The sequence below is a fragment of the Pseudomonas sp. WS 5412 genome (genome assembly GCF_012985615.1).
Classification (GTDB): Bacteria; Pseudomonadota; Gammaproteobacteria; order Pseudomonadales; family Pseudomonadaceae; genus Aquipseudomonas; species Aquipseudomonas shahriarae.
In genome coordinates this window covers 130,035-147,084 of record NZ_JAARMB010000008.1, presented here as the reverse complement: position 1 = coordinate 147,084, position 17,050 = coordinate 130,035, and the positions used below count along the sequence as shown (strand labels likewise).

General features: G+C 61.8%; 12 protein-coding genes. 7 read left to right on the top strand and 5 right to left on the bottom strand.

What is annotated here, in order from left to right; genetic code table 11:
* Nucleotides 1–174 precede the first annotated feature (174 nt).
* The 6 genes from HBR94_RS13130 to HBR94_RS13105 all read left to right on the top strand — a co-directional run bounded on the left by HBR94_RS13130 (nt 175) and on the right by HBR94_RS13105 (nt 12,281).
* Nucleotides 175–1,479 (top strand): MdtA/MuxA family multidrug efflux RND transporter periplasmic adaptor subunit, encoded by a 1,305-nt coding sequence (locus tag HBR94_RS13130; RefSeq protein WP_170044943.1) that lies wholly within the window; start codon nt 175–177, stop codon nt 1,477–1,479.
* A complete protein-coding gene (locus HBR94_RS13125; RefSeq protein ID WP_057436624.1) occupies nt 1,476–4,574 on the top strand; it encodes an MdtB/MuxB family multidrug efflux RND transporter permease subunit in 3,099 nt (1,032 codons plus the stop codon). The genes HBR94_RS13130 and HBR94_RS13125 overlap by 4 nt, the downstream gene beginning before the upstream one ends.
* Complete coding sequence (locus HBR94_RS13120; RefSeq protein WP_057959463.1) at nt 4,571–7,678, top strand: efflux RND transporter permease subunit; 3,108 nt, start codon at nt 4,571–4,573, stop codon at nt 7,676–7,678. Before HBR94_RS13125 ends, HBR94_RS13120 begins: the two co-directional genes overlap by 4 nt.
* A complete protein-coding gene (locus HBR94_RS13115; RefSeq protein WP_170044942.1) occupies nt 7,675–9,126 on the top strand; it encodes an efflux transporter outer membrane subunit in 1,452 nt (483 codons plus the stop codon). Before HBR94_RS13120 ends, HBR94_RS13115 begins: the two co-directional genes overlap by 4 nt.
* A 239-nt stretch (nt 9,127–9,365) precedes the next feature.
* On the top strand, nt 9,366–11,447 hold the full coding sequence (locus tag HBR94_RS13110; RefSeq protein ID WP_170044941.1) for an EAL domain-containing protein: 2,082 nt from the start codon (nt 9,366–9,368) through the stop codon (nt 11,445–11,447).
* An 87-nt stretch (nt 11,448–11,534) separates the two neighbouring features.
* A complete protein-coding gene (locus tag HBR94_RS13105) occupies nt 11,535–12,281 on the top strand; it encodes an SDR family oxidoreductase (RefSeq protein ID WP_169960338.1) in 747 nt (248 codons plus the stop codon).
* An 18-nt stretch (nt 12,282–12,299) separates the two neighbouring features.
* Here the strand turns inward: HBR94_RS13105 and HBR94_RS13100 are convergent, their stop codons facing one another.
* From HBR94_RS13100 to HBR94_RS13085, 4 genes are all read right to left on the bottom strand, one after another.
* Complete coding sequence (locus HBR94_RS13100) at nt 12,300–12,659, bottom strand: hypothetical protein (protein ID WP_232544754.1); 360 nt, start codon at nt 12,657–12,659, stop codon at nt 12,300–12,302.
* A gap of 198 nt (nt 12,660–12,857) precedes the next feature.
* Nucleotides 12,858–14,267 carry a GntR family transcriptional regulator MpaR gene (gene mapR / locus HBR94_RS13095; RefSeq protein WP_057436622.1) on the bottom strand — a complete coding sequence of 470 codons (1,410 nt, stop codon included), beginning with the start codon at nt 14,265–14,267 and terminating at the stop codon, nt 12,858–12,860.
* 73 nt (nt 14,268–14,340) lie between these two features.
* A complete protein-coding gene (ccoG, locus tag HBR94_RS13090; RefSeq protein ID WP_057436620.1) occupies nt 14,341–15,756 on the bottom strand; it encodes a cytochrome c oxidase accessory protein CcoG in 1,416 nt (471 codons plus the stop codon).
* A gap of 195 nt (nt 15,757–15,951) precedes the next feature.
* On the bottom strand, nt 15,952–16,191 hold the full coding sequence (locus tag HBR94_RS13085; RefSeq protein WP_057436618.1) for a DUF3203 family protein: 240 nt from the start codon (nt 16,189–16,191) through the stop codon (nt 15,952–15,954).
* A 119-nt stretch (nt 16,192–16,310) separates the two neighbouring features.
* Here HBR94_RS13085 and HBR94_RS13080 point away from each other — a divergent pair, with 119 nt between their 5' ends.
* Nucleotides 16,311–16,805, top strand: coding sequence for an MgtC/SapB family protein (locus HBR94_RS13080; RefSeq protein ID WP_057444089.1), 495 nt, complete (start codon nt 16,311–16,313; stop codon nt 16,803–16,805).
* Between the two features lie 10 nt (nt 16,806–16,815).
* Here the strand turns inward: HBR94_RS13080 and HBR94_RS13075 are convergent, their stop codons facing one another.
* A complete protein-coding gene (locus HBR94_RS13075; protein ID WP_162947732.1) occupies nt 16,816–16,974 on the bottom strand; it encodes a hypothetical protein in 159 nt (52 codons plus the stop codon).
* Nucleotides 16,975–17,050: the final 76 nt, after the last annotated feature.

Genomic DNA, 17,050 nt, shown 5'->3' with positions numbered 1-17,050 from the left:
GCCTAGTCCAGGCCGTTTTTATTTGTGCTTCAGCGGTTTAGGCCAAATAGCTGATGTTGCCCCACGAAAAGTAAATGTTTGTAAGCCTGAAGGTAAATAGCCGGTAAAGGCGCTTTTCTAAACGCGCCCCAGTGCTTATCTTTCAGCCTCCCACAGTAGAAGCCCTCGCCTCCAATGGTTGATCAATCCATGCAATCGTCCCCCCGTAGTTCCCGCCGCTGGCTGTTTGGCTTGCTCGTCCTGTTGGTTGTTGCCTTCCTGTGCTGGAAATTCTGGCCGACTGGCACCGCCCAGAAGGAGGCCCCGGCAGCCAGGACCAGCAAGACCGGGATGATGCGTCCCGGCTTCGGCGGCTCGGGTGCGGCGGTGCCGGTACGCGTCGCACCCGCGGTCGCAGGGGATTTTCCGGTGTACTACAAGGCACTGGGCACGGTGACGGCCTTGAACACCATCAATGTGCGCAGCCGGGTCGGGGGAGAGCTGGTCAAGATCGCCTTTGAAGAGGGGCAGATGGTCAAGGCCGGCGACCTGCTGGCGGAAATCGACCCGCGCAGTTATCAGAATGCCTTGCTCCAGGCCCAGGGCACGCTGATGCAAAACCAGGCGCAGTTGAAAAACGCCCAGGTTGACCTTGAGCGTTATCGCGGCCTCTACGAACAGGACAGCATCGCCAAGCAGACCCTGGACACCGCTGCCGCGCTGGTCCTGCAATACCAGGGCACGGTCAAGACCAACCAGGGGGCGGTGGATGACGCCAAGCTCAACCTTGAGTTCACCAAGATCCGTGCGCCTATTTCCGGGCGCGTTGGCTTGCGCCAGTTGGACGTCGGTAACCTGGTGGCGGTTAATGACACCACCGCCCTGGCGATCATCACCCAGACCCAGCCGATCAGCGTGGCGTTCACCTTGCCGGAAAACACCCTGCAAACCGTACTGGCCCGCTATCGCGGTGGCAACAAGCTGCCGGTGCAGGCCTGGGACCGTGGCGACCTGCAACTGCAAGCCACCGGCGTGCTGCAAAGCCTGGACAACCAGATCGACGTCACCACCGGCACCCTGAAATTCAAGGCGCGCTTCGATAACCACGACCAGGTGCTGTTCCCCAACCAGTTCGTCAACGTGCGGCTGCTGGCCGACACCCTGAAAAACGTGGTGCTGGTACCTTCGGCCGCGATTCAGTTCGGCACCAATGGCACCTTTGTCTACGCCCTGGACGGTGACAAGAAGGTCAAGATTCGCACCCTGGTGATTGGTGAGACCGATGGCCAGAACACCGTGGTCAAGGAAGGCCTGGCCGCCGGCGATCGCGTAGTGCTGGAAGGCACCGATCGCCTGAAAGATGGCACCGATGTGGAAGTGGTCAACGACAGCAACCAGGTGCCCACCGGCCCGACCGAACACTTGCAGGGCAAACCCGCGGCACAAGGCGAAGGCAGCCCGGCGGCTGACGCCGGCAAGGCGCAAAAGGCCGGCGCATGAACCTGTCACGGCTGTTTATCCTCAGGCCCGTTGCCACCACCCTGAGCATGCTGGCCATTGTCCTGGCTGGCCTGATCGCCTATCGCTTGATGCCGGTGTCGGCCTTGCCCCAGGTGGATTACCCGACCATCCGCGTCATGACCCTGTACCCCGGCGCCAGCCCGGACGTGATGACCAGCGCGGTCACCGCGCCCCTGGAACGGCAGTTCGGGCAAATGCCGGGCCTGACGCAGATGGCCTCCACCAGTTCCGGCGGGGCCTCGGTCCTGACCCTGCGCTTCAACCTCGACGTCAATATGGACGTGGCCGAGCAACAGGTGCAGGCGGCGATCAACGCGGCCAGCAACCTGTTGCCCTCGGACCTGCCGGCGCCGCCGGTGTACAACAAGGTTAACCCGGCCGATACCCCGGTACTGACCCTGGCCGTCACCTCCAAGACCATGCTGTTGCCCAAGCTCAATGACCTGGTCGATACGCGCATGGCGCAAAAGATCGCGCAGATCAGCGGCGTGGGCATGGTCAGCATCGCCGGCGGCCAGCGCCAGGCCGTGCGGATCAAGGTCAACCCCGAGGCCCTGGCGGCCAATGGTTTGAACCTGGCCGACGTACGCAGCCTGATCGCCGCCTCCAACGTCAACCAACCCAAGGGCAACTTCGACGGCCCGACACGGGTGTCGATGCTCGATGCCAACGACCAGTTGGTATCGCCCGAGCAGTACGCCGAACTGATCCTGGCCTACAGCAACGGTGCACCGCTGCGCCTCAAAGACGTTGCGCAAATCGTCGATGGCGCAGAAAACGAACGCCTAGCCGCCTGGGCCAATGAAAACCAGGCCGTATTGCTCAATATCCAGCGCCAGCCGGGCGCCAACGTGATCGAGGTGGTGGACCGGATCAAGGCGCTGCTGCCGAGCATCACCGACAACCTGCCGGCCGGCCTCGACGTGACGGTACTCACCGACCGCACCCAGACCATCCGCGCCTCGGTCACCGATGTGCAGCATGAACTGCTGATCGCCATTGCGTTGGTGGTAATGGTGACGTTCCTGTTCCTGCGCCGTTTCAGCGCCACCATCATCCCGTCGATTGCCGTGCCGTTGTCGCTGATCGGCACCTTTGGCGTGATGTACCTGGCTGGCTTCTCCATCAATAACCTGACGTTGATGGCCCTGACCATCGCCACCGGGTTTGTGGTGGACGATGCCATCGTGATGCTGGAGAACATTTCCCGCTATATCGAGGAAGGCGAGACGCCGATGGCGGCCGCGCTCAAGGGCGCCAAGCAGATCGGCTTCACCCTGATTTCCCTGACCCTGTCGCTGATCGCGGTGTTGATCCCGCTACTGTTCATGGCCGATGTGGTCGGGCGGCTGTTCCGCGAATTTGCCATTACCCTGGCGGTGGCGATCCTGATTTCCCTGGTGGTGTCCCTGACCCTGACGCCGATGATGTGTGCGCGCCTGCTCAAACGTGAACCCAAGGAAGCAGAACAAGGGCGTTTCTACAAGGCCAGCGGCGCGTGGATCGACTGGCTGGTTGCCGCCTACGGGCGCAAGCTGCAATGGGTGCTCAAGCATCAGCCGCTGACCCTGTTGGTGGCCATCGCCACCCTGGGCCTGACGGTGGTGTTGTACCTGGTGGTGCCCAAGGGCTTCTTCCCGGTGCAGGACACCGGGGTGATCCAGGGCATTTCCGAGGCACCCCAGTCGATATCCTTTGCGGCCATGAGCCAGCGCCAGCAGGAGCTGGCGAAGATCATCCTCGAAGATCCCGCAGTGGAAAGTCTTTCTTCCTATATTGGCGTCGATGGCGATAACGCCACCCTCAATAGCGGCCGCCTGCTGATCAACCTCAAGCCCCATAAAGAGCGGGACTTGAGCGCCGTCGAGGTGATTGCGCGCCTGCAACCGACACTGGACAAACTGGTGGGCATCCGCCTGTTTATGCAGCCGGTGCAGGACCTGACCATCGAAGACCGTGTCAGCCGCACCCAGTACCAATTCAGCATGTCCTCCCCGGATGCCGACCTGCTGGCCCTGTGGAGCGGCAAGCTGGTACAGGCCCTGAGCCAGTACCCGGAACTCACCGATGTGGCCAGCGACCTGCAGGACAAAGGCTTGCAGGTGTACATGGTGATCGACCGCGATGCGGCCTCGCGCCTGGGCGTGTCGGTGGCCAATATCACCGATGCCCTGTACGACGCCTTCGGCCAGCGGCAGATTTCCACGATCTACACCCAGGCCAGCCAGTACCGCGTGGTGCTACAGGCCCAGTCCGGCGAAAGCCTGGGGCCGGACGCGCTGAACCAGATCCATGTAAAAACCACCGATGGCGGCCAGGTGCGCCTGTCCAGCCTGGCCCGCATCGAGCAGCGCCAGGCGCAGTTGGCGATTACCCATATCGGCCAGTTCCCCGCAGTAATGATGTCATTCAACCTGGCCCCCGGCGTGGCCCTGGGCAAGGGTGTGGAGCTGATCAACCAGGTGCAGAAGGACATTGGCATGCCGGTCGGCGTGCAGACCCAGTTCCAGGGCGCCGCCCAGGCGTTCGAAGCCTCGCTGTCGAGTACGTTGCTGTTGATCCTGGCGGCAGTGGTGACCATGTATATCGTGCTGGGCGTGCTGTACGAGAGCTATATCCACCCGATCACCATCCTCTCGACCTTGCCATCGGCAGCGGTGGGGGCCTTGCTGGCGTTGCTGCTCACGGGCAATGACCTGGGGATGATCGCGATCATCGGCATCATCCTGCTGATCGGCATCGTGAAGAAGAACGCGATCATGATGATTGACTTCGCCCTCGACGCCGAACGCAACCAGGGCCTGGACCCGCAGACCGCGATCTACCAGGCGGCGTTGCTGCGTTTCAGGCCGATCCTGATGACCACCCTGGCGGCGCTGTTCGGTGCGGTGCCCTTGATGCTGGCCACTGGCTCCGGCGCAGAGTTGCGCCAACCCCTGGGCCTGGTGATGGTCGGTGGCTTGCTGTTGAGCCAGATCCTCACGCTGTTTACCACGCCGGTGATCTATCTGTACTTCGACCGCCTTGGCCGTCGCTGGCGCAAGTCTGAAGCGCTGGAGCCGGTTGAGCCATGAACCTGTCCGGACCTTTTATCCGCCGGCCGGTAGCCACCATGCTGCTGAGCCTGGCGATCATGTTGCTGGGTGGTGTCAGTTTCAGCCTGCTGCCAGTGTCGCCGTTGCCGCAGATCGACTTCCCGGTGATTGTGGTCTCTGCCAGCCTGCCTGGCGCGAGCCCGGAAGTGATGGCGTCTACCGTGGCCACGCCGCTGGAACGGTCCTTTGGCGCGATTGCCGGGGTCACCACCCTCAGCAGTTCGTCCAGCCAGGGCTCGACCCGGGTGATTCTGGCGTTTGACTCCGACCGTGATATCAACGGCGCGGCGCGGGAAGTGCAGGCGGCAATCAACGCCTCGCGCAACCTGTTGCCCAGCGGCATGCGCAGCATGCCCACCTACAGGAAGATTAACCCGTCCCAGGCACCGATCATGGTGCTGTCGCTGACCTCGGACGTGTTGCCCAAGGGCCAGCTCTACGACCTGGCGTCCACCATCCTCTCGCAAAGCCTGTCCCAGGTACCGGGCGTGGGCGAAGTGCAGATCGGCGGCAGCTCCCTGCCGGCGGTGCGCATCGAGCTGGAGCCCAAGGCCCTCGACCAGTACGGCGTGTCCCTGGATGAGGTGCGCGACACCATAGCCAATGCCAACGTGCGCCGGCCCAAGGGCTCGGTGGAAGATGGCGAGCGCAACTGGCAGATCCAGGCCAATGACCAGCTGGAAAAGGCCAAGGATTATGAGCCGCTGCTGATCCGCTACCAGGACGGTGCCGCGTTGCGCCTGAGCGATGTGGCGAAGATCAGCGATGGCGTCGAAGACCGCTACAACAGCGGTTTTTTCAACAATGATGCGGCGGTGTTGCTGGTGATCAACCGCCAGTCCGGCGCTAACATCATCGAGACCGTCAAGCAGATCAAGGCTCAGTTGCCGGCGTTGCAGGCGGTATTGCCGTCCAGCGTCAAGCTCAACCTGGCCATGGACCGTTCGCCGGTGATCACCGCCACCCTGCATGAGGCAGAAATGACCCTGCTGATTGCCGTGGCCCTGGTGATCCTGGTGGTGTACCTGTTCCTCGGCAACTTCCGCGCCTCACTGATCCCGACCCTGGCGGTACCGGTGTCGCTGGTGGGCACCTTTGCGATCATGTACCTCTATGGGTTTTCCCTGAACAACCTGTCGCTGATGGCCCTGATCCTCGCCACCGGCCTGGTGGTGGACGATGCCATCGTGGTGCTGGAGAACATTTCCCGGCATATCGACAACGGTATCGCGCCAATGAAGGCAGCGTACCTGGGGGCCAAGGAGGTCGGTTTTACCCTGCTGTCGATGAACGTGTCGCTGGTGGCGGTGTTCCTGTCGATCCTGTTTATGGGCGGGATTGTCACCAGCCTGTTCCGTGAATTTTCCATCACCCTGGCGGCGGCGATCATTGTGTCGCTGGTGGTTTCGCTGACCCTGACCCCGATGCTCTGCGCGCGCTGGCTCAAGCCCCATGTCAAAGGGCAGGAGACCGGTTTGCAGCGTTGGAGCCAGAAGGTCAACGACCATATGGTCGCGGGTTACGCCCGTAGCCTGGACTGGGTGCTGCGGCATAAGCGCCTGACCCTGCTCAGCCTGTTCGTGACCATCGGGGTGAATATCGCGCTGTATGTGGTGGTGCCCAAAACCTTTATGCCGCAACAGGACACCGGGCAATTGATCGGTTTTGTGCGCGGCGATGACGGCCTGTCATTCAGCGTCATGCAGCCGAAGATGGAGATCTTCCGCAAAGCCGTGTTGCAAGACCCGGCAGTGGAAAGCGTGGCGGGTTTTATCGGTGGCAGCAACGGCACCAACAACGCGGTGATGCTGGTGCGCCTCAAGCCGATCAAGGAACGCCAGCTGTCGGCCCAGGCGGTGATCGAGCGCTTGCGCAAGAACGTGCCCCTGGTACCCGGTGGCCGCTTGATGCTGATGGCCGACCAGGACCTGCAATTTGGTGGTGGCCGCGACCAGACGTCTTCGCAATATTCCTACATCCTGCAAAGTGGCGACCTGGCGGCCTTGCGCCTGTGGTACCCGAAAGTGGTCGCCGCGCTGCGCGAGCTGCCGGAACTGACCGCCATCGACGCCCGCGAAGGGCGGGGTGCGCAACAAGTGACGCTGATTGTCGATCGCGATCAGGCCAAGCGCCTGGGCGTGGACATGAACATGGTTACCTCGGTGCTGAACAACGCCTACAGCCAGCGGCAGATTTCCACCATTTATGACAGCCTCAACCAGTACCGGGTGGTGATGGAGGTCAATCCGAAATACGCCCAGGACCCGATCACCCTCAATCAGGTGCAGGTGATTACCGCTGACGGCGCGCGAATTCCGCTGTCGACCATTGCCCACTACGAAAACAGCCTGGCCGACGACCGCGTCAGCCACGAAGGGCAGTTTGCCTCCGAAGACATTGCCTTCGACATGGCTCCCGGGGTCACGGTGGAGCAGGGCACGGCCGCCATCGAGCGGGCGATTGCCAAGGTCGGCTTGCCGGAAGACGTGATCGCCAAGATGGCCGGCACCGCCGATGCCTTCGCCGCCACCCAGAAAAGCCAGCCGTTCATGATCCTCGGCGCATTGGTCGCGGTGTACCTGGTGCTGGGGATTCTCTATGAAAGCTACATTCACCCGCTGACCATCCTCTCGACCCTGCCCTCGGCCGGGGTCGGCGCGCTGTTGTCGATCTACGTGCTGGGCGGCGAGTTCAGCCTGATCTCGCTGTTGGGCCTGTTCCTGCTGATTGGCGTGGTGAAGAAAAACGCGATCCTGATGATCGACCTGGCCCTGCAGCTGGAGCGCAAGGAAGGCATGCAGCCCCTGGAATCCATACGCAGTGCTTGTTTGCTGCGCTTGCGGCCGATCCTGATGACCACCCTGGCGGCGATCCTCGGGGCCTTGCCGTTGCTGCTGAGCACCGCCGAAGGCGCGGAAATGCGCCAACCCCTGGGCCTGACCATTATCGGCGGGCTGGTCTTCAGCCAGATCCTGACCCTTTACACCACCCCGGTGGTTTACCTCTATCTCGACCGCCTGCGCCACCGTTTCAACGGCTGGCGCGGGGTGCGTACCGACGCTGCCCTGGACACTCCGCTATGACCGAATCAATTGTTTTCCGGGCCCCTGCACTGACGGTGATGTTTTGCGCCGTGTTCCTCAGCGCCTGCGCCATCGGCCCCGATTACCAGCGCCCGCAAGTTGCCGAGCCGGCGCAGTACAAAGAAGCCCAGGGCTGGCGCCAGGCCGCCCCTAGCGATGCCCTGGCCCGTGGCGCCTGGTGGGAGCTGTATGGCGACCAGCAACTCAACAGCCTGGTGGACAAGCTCAACAACGCCAACCAGACCGTGGCCCAGGCCGAAGCCCGCTACCGTCAGGCCCAGGCCACGGCACGCAGCTCCCGTGGCGCGTTCTTTCCGACCGTCGACCTGAGCGCCGGGAAAACCCGCGCCAGCCAGGGCACGGGTAGCAGTAATGCGAGCTTGAGCAGCTCCAGCAGTGGTATCCGCGACACCCTCAACACTCAGTTGGGGGTGAGCTGGGAAGCCGATATCTGGGGCAAATTACGCCGAGGCCTGGAAGCCAGCGACGCCAGCGCCCAAGCCAGCGCCGCCGACCTGGCGGCCATGCGCCTGAGCCAGCAGTCGGAACTGGTGCAGAACTACCTGCAATTGCGGGTCATGGACGAACAGACGCGCTTGCTGCAAACCACCGTCGAGACCTATCAGCGCTCGCTGCAAATGACCCAGAACCAGTACCGCGCCGGCGTCTCAGGCAAGGACGCTGTCGCCCAGGCCCAGACCCAGCTCAAGAGTACCCAGGCCAGCCTGATCGACCTGATCTGGCAACGGGCGCAACTGGAAAACGCCATCGCGGTATTGATCGGCGAACCTCCTGCCATGTTCAACCTGGCGGTGAGCAAGGACATACCGGCACTGCCGCAGATTCCTGCCAACCTGCCATCGCAACTGCTGGAGCGCCGCCCGGATATTGCCTCGGCGGAGCGCGCAGTGATTGCCGCCAACGCCAATATCGGCGTGGCGAAAACCGCCTACTACCCCGACCTGACCCTGAGTCTGGCCGGTGGTTACTCCAGCAGCACCTATGCCGACTGGATCAGCCTGCCCAACCGCTTCTGGTCGGTGGGGCCGAAACTGGCGATGACCCTGTTCGACGGCGGGCAGCGCTCGGCAGAAGTTGACCGCGCCGAAGCGTCCTACGACGAAACCGTGGCCAAGTACCGCCAGACCGTACTCGACGGCTTCCGCGAGGTGGAAAACTACATGGTCCAGCTCAAGGTTCTGGAAGATGAGGCGGGCGTGAGCAACGAGGCCCTGGAGTCCGCACGGGAATCCCTGCGCCTGACCCAGAACCAGTACAAGGCCGGCCTGATTGCCTACCTGGATGTGGTCAACGTCCAGGCGACGGCGTTGAGCAACGAACGTACCGTGCTGACCTTGCTGCAAACCCGGCTGGTGGCCAGCGTGCAACTGATTGCGGCGTTGGGCGGTGGTTGGGATGGCCAGTTGGAGCCAAACAAAAAACCCTGACCCTGTCGGCGATGGTCGTCAACGATAACGGATGAACAGCTGATAAACCCTCAGGGGGTATTACTGACGCCATCGCGGGCAAGCCCTCTCCCAAAGGGCGTATTTTGCCCCCCCAGGCCGTACATTTTCAGTAATGGCCTTGTGACAATATTCCACCTGTACGAGAATTACTCTCGCTACAATCCCCCGACTTTTCCCCGGCACGGACGCCGTTCGCATTGTCATCCATGAGACGTCACATGCTTACCGGCAGTTATTCCCCCGCGTTGGTCCTGATCTCCCTGTTTGTGGCCATCCTGGCGTCTTATACCGCCCTGGACCTGACCGGTCGGATTGCCACCGCCAAGGGCCGGGCTGTGTACCTGTGGATGGCCGGCGGCGCCCTGGCCATGGGGATTGGCGTGTGGTCGATGCACTTTATCGGGATGTTGGCGTTTAGCCTGCCCATTGCCCTGGGCTACGACATGGGCATAACGGCGCTGTCGCTGTTGATCGCCGTCCTGTCCAGTGGCTTCGCCCTGTGGCTGGTCAACCAACCGCGTCTGCCGGCCTGGCAACTGGGGTTTGGCGCCTTGATCATGGGGGCGGGGATCAGCACCATGCACTACACCGGCATGGCCGCCATGCGCATGATGCCGGGCATCGACTACGACCCCACCTTGTTCATCGCCTCATTGCTGATTGCCGTGGGGGCCTCGGCCGCCGCCTTATGGATTGCCTTCAAACTGCGGCGCAACACCCCCTATGTGCGCCTGGCACGGAGCGCTGCGGCGGTGGTGATGGGCGTGGCCATCGTCGGCATGCATTACACCGGCATGGCGGCGGCGCGTTTTGCCGATGGCAGTTTTTGCGGGGCGTCGGTGGATGGCCTGAGCGGCACCGGCCTGGACAATCTAGTGTTGGTGACCACCCTGGCAATCCTGGCCTTCGCGCTATTGACCTCCTTGCTCGATGCGCGCCTGGAAGCACGCACCGCTGTGTTGGCCGACTCCTTGAGCCTGGCCAACCAGGAACTCACCCACCTGGCCCTGCACGACACGCTGACCGGCCTGCCAAACCGTACGCTGCTGGCCGATCGCATTCAGCAGGCCACCCAGTTGGTCGCGGAGCAAGGTGGGTGTTTTGCTCTGATGTTTATCGACCTCGACGGTTTTAAACCGGTCAATGACGCCTTTGGCCATCATCTGGGTGACCAATTGCTGCGCGAGGTGGGCCTGCGCCTGCGCGAAGACCTGCGCAGCCAGGACACCCTGGCGCGGATCGGCGGCGATGAGTTCGTATTGCTGGTGCAGTTGAGCCAGCCCGACGATGCGCTGCGTCTGGCCGAACGCCAGGTGGGATTGATCAACCAATCGTTCCGCGTAGCCGAGCATGACTTGAGCATCTCCGCCAGTGTCGGCATTGCCCTGTTCCCCGGTAACGGCGCAACGCCCCAGGAACTGTTGATGAATGCCGATGCGGCGATGTATCACGCCAAGAGCATGGGCAAGAACGGCTACAGCTTTTTTGATGTGTCAATGAACACCAATGCGCGCAAGCAACTGCAACTGTTGCAGGATTTGCGCAAGGCGGTTGAGCAACAGCAGTTGCGCCTGTACTACCAGCCCAAGTTCGACGCCCTCAGCGGTCGCGCCATCGGTGCCGAAGCCCTGTTGCGCTGGGAGCACCCACAACACGGCCTGTTGCTGCCGGACAAGTTTATCGAGTTGGCGGAAAAAACCGGGGTGATCATCGCCATCGGCGATTGGGTGCTCAACGAAGCATGCCGGCAAATGCAGGTGTGGTATGCCCAGGGTTATCGGGACTGGCGTATTGCGGTGAACCTGTCGGCCTTGCAGTTCTGCCATGCCGGGCTGGTCACCAGTGTGGCCAACGCCCTGCAGCGCCACCAGTTGCCGGCCAATAGCCTGACCCTGGAAATCACCGAAACCACGGCCATGAGCGATGCCGATGCGAGCATGCGGGTGTTGCAGGAACTCTCGGAAATGGGCGTGGATTTGTCCATTGACGACTTTGGCACCGGCTACTCGAGCCTGATGTACCTCAAGCGCCTGCCGGCCAATGAACTGAAAATCGACCGTGGCTTTGTGCGCGACCTGGAGCACGACAGCGACGATGCCGCCATCGTCTCGGCAATTGTCGCCCTGGGCCAGGCCCTGGGCCTGCGCATCGTTGCCGAGGGGGTCGAGACCGACATGCAGCAGGATTTCCTCACGCGCCTGGGCTGTAACTCGCTGCAAGGCTTCCTGCTGGGCCAGCCACTGCCGGCGGATACCTTTATGAGCGCCATCGTGGCCAGGGAGCGCTTGACCCCACCGTGAGATCAATTGACCCCGGTCCATGCAAAACCTGGCAGGCGCAGGTATTCTTGGATCCAACAGCTCAGGTTGAATGGGGAGTCACTACGCATGGACAAAGTCGTCATCATCACCGGTGGCAGTCGTGGGATCGGCGCCGCCACAGCCTTGCTGGCGGCCCGACAGGGCTATCGCATCTGCATCAATTTCCAGTCCGATGAAGCCGCCGCGCTGCGGGTACTGGAGCAAGTGCGCGCACTCGGTGCCCAGGCCATTGCAGTGCGCGCCGATGTCAGCATCGAAGACGAAGTGATCAGCCTGTTCAACCGCGTCGACGCCGAACTGGGGCGCGTCACCGCGCTGGTCAACAATGCCGGGACCGTCGGGCATAAATCACGGGTCGATGAGATGTCCGAATTCCGTATCCTGAAAGTCCTCAAGACCAACGTGCTGGGGCCGATCCTGTGTGCCAAGCATGCGCTGCTGCGCATGTCGCCCAAGCATGGCGGGCAGGGTGGCAGCATCGTCAACGTCTCGTCGGTGGCCTCGCGCATTGGCGCGCCCGGTGAGTATGTGGACTATGCGGCGTCCAAGGGCGCGCTGGACAGCTTCACCGTTGGCCTGTCCAAGGAAGTGGCGGGCGAGGGGATTCGTGTCAATGCCGTGCGCCCCGGCTACATCTACACCGAGTTCCATGCCCTGAGCGGCGACCCGGATCGGGTCAGCAAGCTTGAGTCCGGCATTCCCATGGCCCGCGGCGGGCGCCCGGATGAAGTGGCGGAAGCGATTGTCTGGCTGTTGTCGGACAAGGCGTCCTACGCCACCGGGACGTTTATTGACCTGGGGGGCGGCCGCTAGCAGGCCTGCCGTAACGCGTCAAAAGGTGGGCAGCACCGAGTAGCCTTTGCGGGCGAACTGGTCCAGGCGGTCAGCCTCGGAGTTGTGCAGGATGACCACACCCCTTTCGGAAAACCCGTCTATCTTGCCGTTGCGCTCCTCACTACCGTCGAGCTTGCACTCGTCCAGGTTATCAATGAAGCGCAACACCTTATCCAGATCGTAGGCGGCGTTGGCGCGAGCGTCCGGGTCCGGATTGGCTTGTGTCCAGTCGCCCAGATGCCGCTTGAGATCCCGGTCCAATTGCCAGCGATCGTTACCGTCGACGTAGTCCTTCAACACTGCACTCTGTTCGATAATCCTTTCCGCCGAACGGTGATCCCCTGCAGGGCGCCCCATGGGGCCAGTCAGTCGGCGAACTGCGCGCTGTTCTGCGACCCGCATGTAGTTGGGCGGGATGGGCAATGGAAAATGAAAAAATGGTGGTAGGACATTGTTCATGGCACCTCTCTTTTTTGAGTGAAAAGAGGCGAATGCTAAACCGCGCAATCACGCGGTCCAACGGCACCGTTGAGCTGATCTATTTCAAGGCGTTTTTCAAAACGAACGCACAATCCGCCCCAGCGTCTCCATGGCCTTTTCCGCTGTTTCATCCCAGGGGCTGCCGTAATTCAGACGGATACAGTTACGAAAACGCTGGGTCGGCGAAAAGATCGGCCCCGGTGCAATGCTGATGCCCTGGGCCAGGGCCATCTGGAACAGTTTCAGCGAGTCGGTCTGTTCCGGCAGCTCCAGCCACAGGAAATACCCGCCGGCGGGCTGGCTGACCCGGGTCTGCGCCGGAAAGTAACGGGCGATGGCCGCGAGCATGGCACTTTGCTGTTCTTCCAGGGCATAACGCAGTTTGCGCAGGTGGCGGTCGTAGCCGCCGTGTTGCAGATAGTCGGCAATGGCCGCCTGGGCCGGCATCGAGGCGCAGAGCGAGGTCATCAGCTTCAGACGTTCAATCTTTTGCGCGTAGCGGCCTGCCGCAACCCAGCCCACGCGATAGCCCGGGGCCAGGCTCTTGGCGAAGGAGCCGCAGTGCATCACCAGGCCTTCAGTGTCGAAGGCCTTGGCCGGCTTGGGCGCCTGTTGGCCGTAGTACAGTTCGGCGTACACATCGTCTTCAATCAGCGGAACCTGGTGCCCGCGCAACAACTCGACCAGCTCCTGCTTCTTGGCCTCGGGCATGGTCGCACCCATGGGGTTCTGGAAGCTGGTCATACACCAGCAGGCCTTGATCGGGTAGCGCTCCAGGGTCTGGGCCAGCACCTTCAGGTCAATGCCATCACGCGGATGCACCGGAATTTCCACGGCCTTGAGCTTCAAGCGCTCCAACACTTGCAGGCAGGCATAAAACGCAGGGGCTTCGATGGCCACCAGATCGCCAGGCTCAGTCACCGCTTGCAGGCACAGGTTCAGCGCTTCCAGGGCGCCGTTGGTGATCAGCAGCTCTTCCATGGGCAGCATCAAGCCACCGACCATGTAGCGCAGGGCGATTTGCCGGCGCAGTTGCGGGTTGCCCGGCGACATGTCCGTGACCACCATGCGCGGGTCCATTTCGCGGCTGGCGCTGGCCATGGAGCGGGCCAGGCGTTGCAGGGGGAACAGCGTCGGGCTGGGGAAGGCCGAGCCGAAGGGCACGGTCTGCGGATCCTTGATCGAATCCAGTACCGAGAACACCAGCTCACTGACGTCCACCTCGGTAGATTCGTGAACATGGGCGCTGACTGCCGGCTCCGAAAACGGGCTGGGCGCGTGGGTATTGACGAAATACCCGGAGCGCGGCCGCGCCCGGATCAGGCCGCGGCGCTCCAGCAGGTAATAGGCCTGGAACACCGTGGAGGGGCTGACGCCGTAGGTCTGGCTGGCATAGCGCACCGACGGCACCCGCTGGCCCGGCCCGAGGACGCCGGAGCGGATCAGTTCAGCGATGTCGTCGGCAAATTTCTCGTAGCGTTTCATCGTGATCCTAATGTTCTACAGCGGTCAAAATGTGGGAGAGGGCTAGCCTGCTCCCACAGGGGAATTGCGTGGGTCAGCGGTTCAGCGGCGCGACAAAACGGCTGTCGGCGACACTATAAACACTTGGCTCGTCGATATCCGTTACCTTGAAACGGATGGTTTGCGAGCTGCTGGTCGGCTTGTCACGGGTCAGCGCCACAGACACCGGCACATCCGTGATCTCTCCGGGCGCCAGGCTGATCTCGGTCTTGCCCTGTAGCTGGAAGCCTTCGCCATCCACCAGTTGCACGCGGTAATCCTGGCGCTGCTGGGTCTTGTTGATGATCTTCAAACTGTAGATGTTCTCGATCAACCCCTGGCTGTTCTCCCGGAACATGCCACGGTCCTTGGTGACGTCCAGCGAGACCATGGGCCGTTGCACCAGTGCCATCACCAGGGCGGCGATCATCACCAGCAGCACGGCACTGTAGCCGATCAGGCGTGGCCGCAGCAGGTGGGTCTTGCCACCCTGCAACTGATGTTCGGAGGTGTAACTGATCAAGCCCCGGGCATAACCCATTTTATCCATGATCGAATCGCAGGCGTCGATGCAGGCGGCGCAGCCGATGCACTCCATCTGCAGGCCATCGCGGATGTCGATGCCGGTGGGGCAGACCTGCACGCACAAGTGGCAGTCGATGCAGTCGCCCAGGCCCACATCCGCCGGGTTCACATCGCGTTTGCGCGGGCCACGGCTTTCGCCACGGGCGGCGTCGTAGGAAATGGTCAGGGTGTCCTTGTCGAACATCACGCTCTGGAACCGTGCATACGGGCACATATGCATGCACACCGCTTCCCGCAGCCAGCCGGCGTTGATGTAGGTGGCGCCGGTAAAGAACAGCACCCAGAACAGGCTGACACCGCCCATCTGCCAGGTCAGCAGCTCCTCGGCCAGGGGCCGGATCGGGGTGAAATAGCCGACAAAGGTCAAGCCGGTCAGCACACTGATTGCCAGCCACAGGGTGTGTTTGGCGGCGCGGCGCGCCAGTTTATTCACGCTCCAGGGCGCGGCCTGCAGCTTGATCCGCTGGTTTCGCTCACCTTCGGTGACTTTCTCGCACCACATGAACAGCCAGGTAAACGAGCTTTGCGGGCAGGTGTAGCCACACCAGACGCGGCCGGCAAATACCGTAATGGCAAACAGCCCGAAGGCACAGATAATCAGCAACGCCGACAACAGGATGAAATCCTGGGGCCAGAAGGTTGCGCCAAAAATATGGAACTTGCTTTCAGCCAGGTCCCACAACACCGCCTGGCGTGAGTCCCAGTTCAGCCACACGGTGCCAAAAAACGCCAGGAACAGAAAGCCTGCACCGCTTATGCGCAAGGTCCGGAACAGGCCGGTGAAACTGCGGGTGTGAATCAGGTTGTCGCTGGATTTGGCCTTCATCTTCTTTGGATGTGCAGGCTCGAAATTTTCTACTAATCGGACGGGGATTCTATCGCTCATGGTCTTTCGCTCATCAGCCTCCATCAGGCGGATGAACTATGGGCCGCGATCTGTTTGCATAACAGACTCAGGTAAAACCATAAAAAGCGGATCAGATGAGTTTTTAGCGCGCCGCTGCGACAATGTGCAGCACCCCGCAAGCCGCGGGGCCGGTGCCTGGATCAACAGCACGCAAGGCATGCTGATCCAGATCAATCAAATCACCGAATCACCGGTGCTGGCCTTGAGGTGCTTGCGCCCGTCAATGGCACCTGCGACGGTCAAGGCGTCGGCCTCGGCTTCGGTGATGTAGATCCGTTGGCCGTCGATCTCGACCGCCGACATGGATTTGTCGCTGTCGGTAATCACCGTCACCTCCAAAACGCTGCAGCGTTGTTCTTCACCGTTGTCGTCGGTCTTGAAATAGCAGGTCTGGTTTTCGATACGTACGGGCATGGTCTTCTCCTGGTTGTTCGGTGCTGTTCATTAGGTGATGCACGCGGGCCAATGGTTCGGCGCAACTGACTGGCGGTCGTTGCTGTCCATCTTCTATCTCCCATGAAAAGGACAGGACCATGGACGCCTGGTGGCAAGAAGTCTGGCAAACCCTGCAAAGCGAATTCGCCGATATCGGCGATGCGCGGCAACTGACGCAAATCACCCTACGCCTGCTGATCGCCGCGATTCTGGGTGGCATCCTGGGCTTTGAGCGCGAACAGAAAGGCAAGGCCGCCGGTGTGCGCACCCATATGCTGGTGGCGATGGGCGCAGCCTTGTTTGTGCTGGTGCCACAGATGTCCGGCTCCCAGGCAGACGCCATGAGCCGGGTGGTGCAGGGGGTGATCGCCGGTATCGGTTTCCTCGGCGCGGGGACGATTCTCAAGGGCAAGGAGGAGGACACTGGCCAGCACGTCAAGGGCTTGACCACCGCAGCCGGCCTGTGGATGACCGCCGCCATCGGGGTGGCGGCGGGGTTGGGCAAGGAGTCCACTGCGGTACTGAGCACCGTGCTGGCGCTACTGGTGTTCAGCGTGATGCCAAGGATTGTGAAACTACTAGACAAGCCTTAGCTACGGGCTCCTACACGATAACCGGCGGCATAGTCGTAGGCGGTTCTTCCTTTGCCGGTGGCACGCTTTCCGGCGGTTCCTGTTCGGGAATCGGCGCAGGCTCGGTCGGCGGCAAGGTCGGTGTATCAATATTCGGGTCGGGTGTTTCAGCAGGAATCGGGATGTTCATCGCGGTGGCCTCGTTTGTGTTTTGCTCAATCGGTGGACAACCGCCACGGCCGATTGATTCCCGCCCGGTGGCGGCA

Bases quoted from the DNA above. Each gene is read 5' to 3' on its own strand.
- HBR94_RS13130 (WP_170044943.1), top strand. From the start codon at position 175: ATGGTTGATCAATCCATGCAATCGTCCCCCCGTAGTTCCCGCCGCTGG.
- HBR94_RS13125 (WP_057436624.1), top strand. From the start codon at position 1,476: ATGAACCTGTCACGGCTGTTTATCCTCAGGCCCGTTGCCACCACCCTG.
- HBR94_RS13120 (WP_057959463.1), top strand. From the start codon at position 4,571: ATGAACCTGTCCGGACCTTTTATCCGCCGGCCGGTAGCCACCATGCTG.
- HBR94_RS13115 (WP_170044942.1), top strand. From the start codon at position 7,675: ATGACCGAATCAATTGTTTTCCGGGCCCCTGCACTGACGGTGATGTTT.
- HBR94_RS13110 (WP_170044941.1), top strand. From the start codon at position 9,366: ATGCTTACCGGCAGTTATTCCCCCGCGTTGGTCCTGATCTCCCTGTTT.
- HBR94_RS13105 (WP_169960338.1), top strand. From the start codon at position 11,535: ATGGACAAAGTCGTCATCATCACCGGTGGCAGTCGTGGGATCGGCGCC.
- HBR94_RS13100 (WP_232544754.1), bottom strand. From the start codon at position 12,659: ATGGGGCGCCCTGCAGGGGATCACCGTTCGGCGGAAAGGATTATCGAA.
- mapR (WP_057436622.1), bottom strand. From the start codon at position 14,267: ATGAAACGCTACGAGAAATTTGCCGACGACATCGCTGAACTGATCCGC.
- ccoG (WP_057436620.1), bottom strand. From the start codon at position 15,756: ATGAGCGATAGAATCCCCGTCCGATTAGTAGAAAATTTCGAGCCTGCA.
- HBR94_RS13085 (WP_057436618.1), bottom strand. From the start codon at position 16,191: ATGCCCGTACGTATCGAAAACCAGACCTGCTATTTCAAGACCGACGAC.
- HBR94_RS13080 (WP_057444089.1), top strand. From the start codon at position 16,311: ATGGACGCCTGGTGGCAAGAAGTCTGGCAAACCCTGCAAAGCGAATTC.
- HBR94_RS13075 (WP_162947732.1), bottom strand. From the start codon at position 16,974: ATGAACATCCCGATTCCTGCTGAAACACCCGACCCGAATATTGATACA.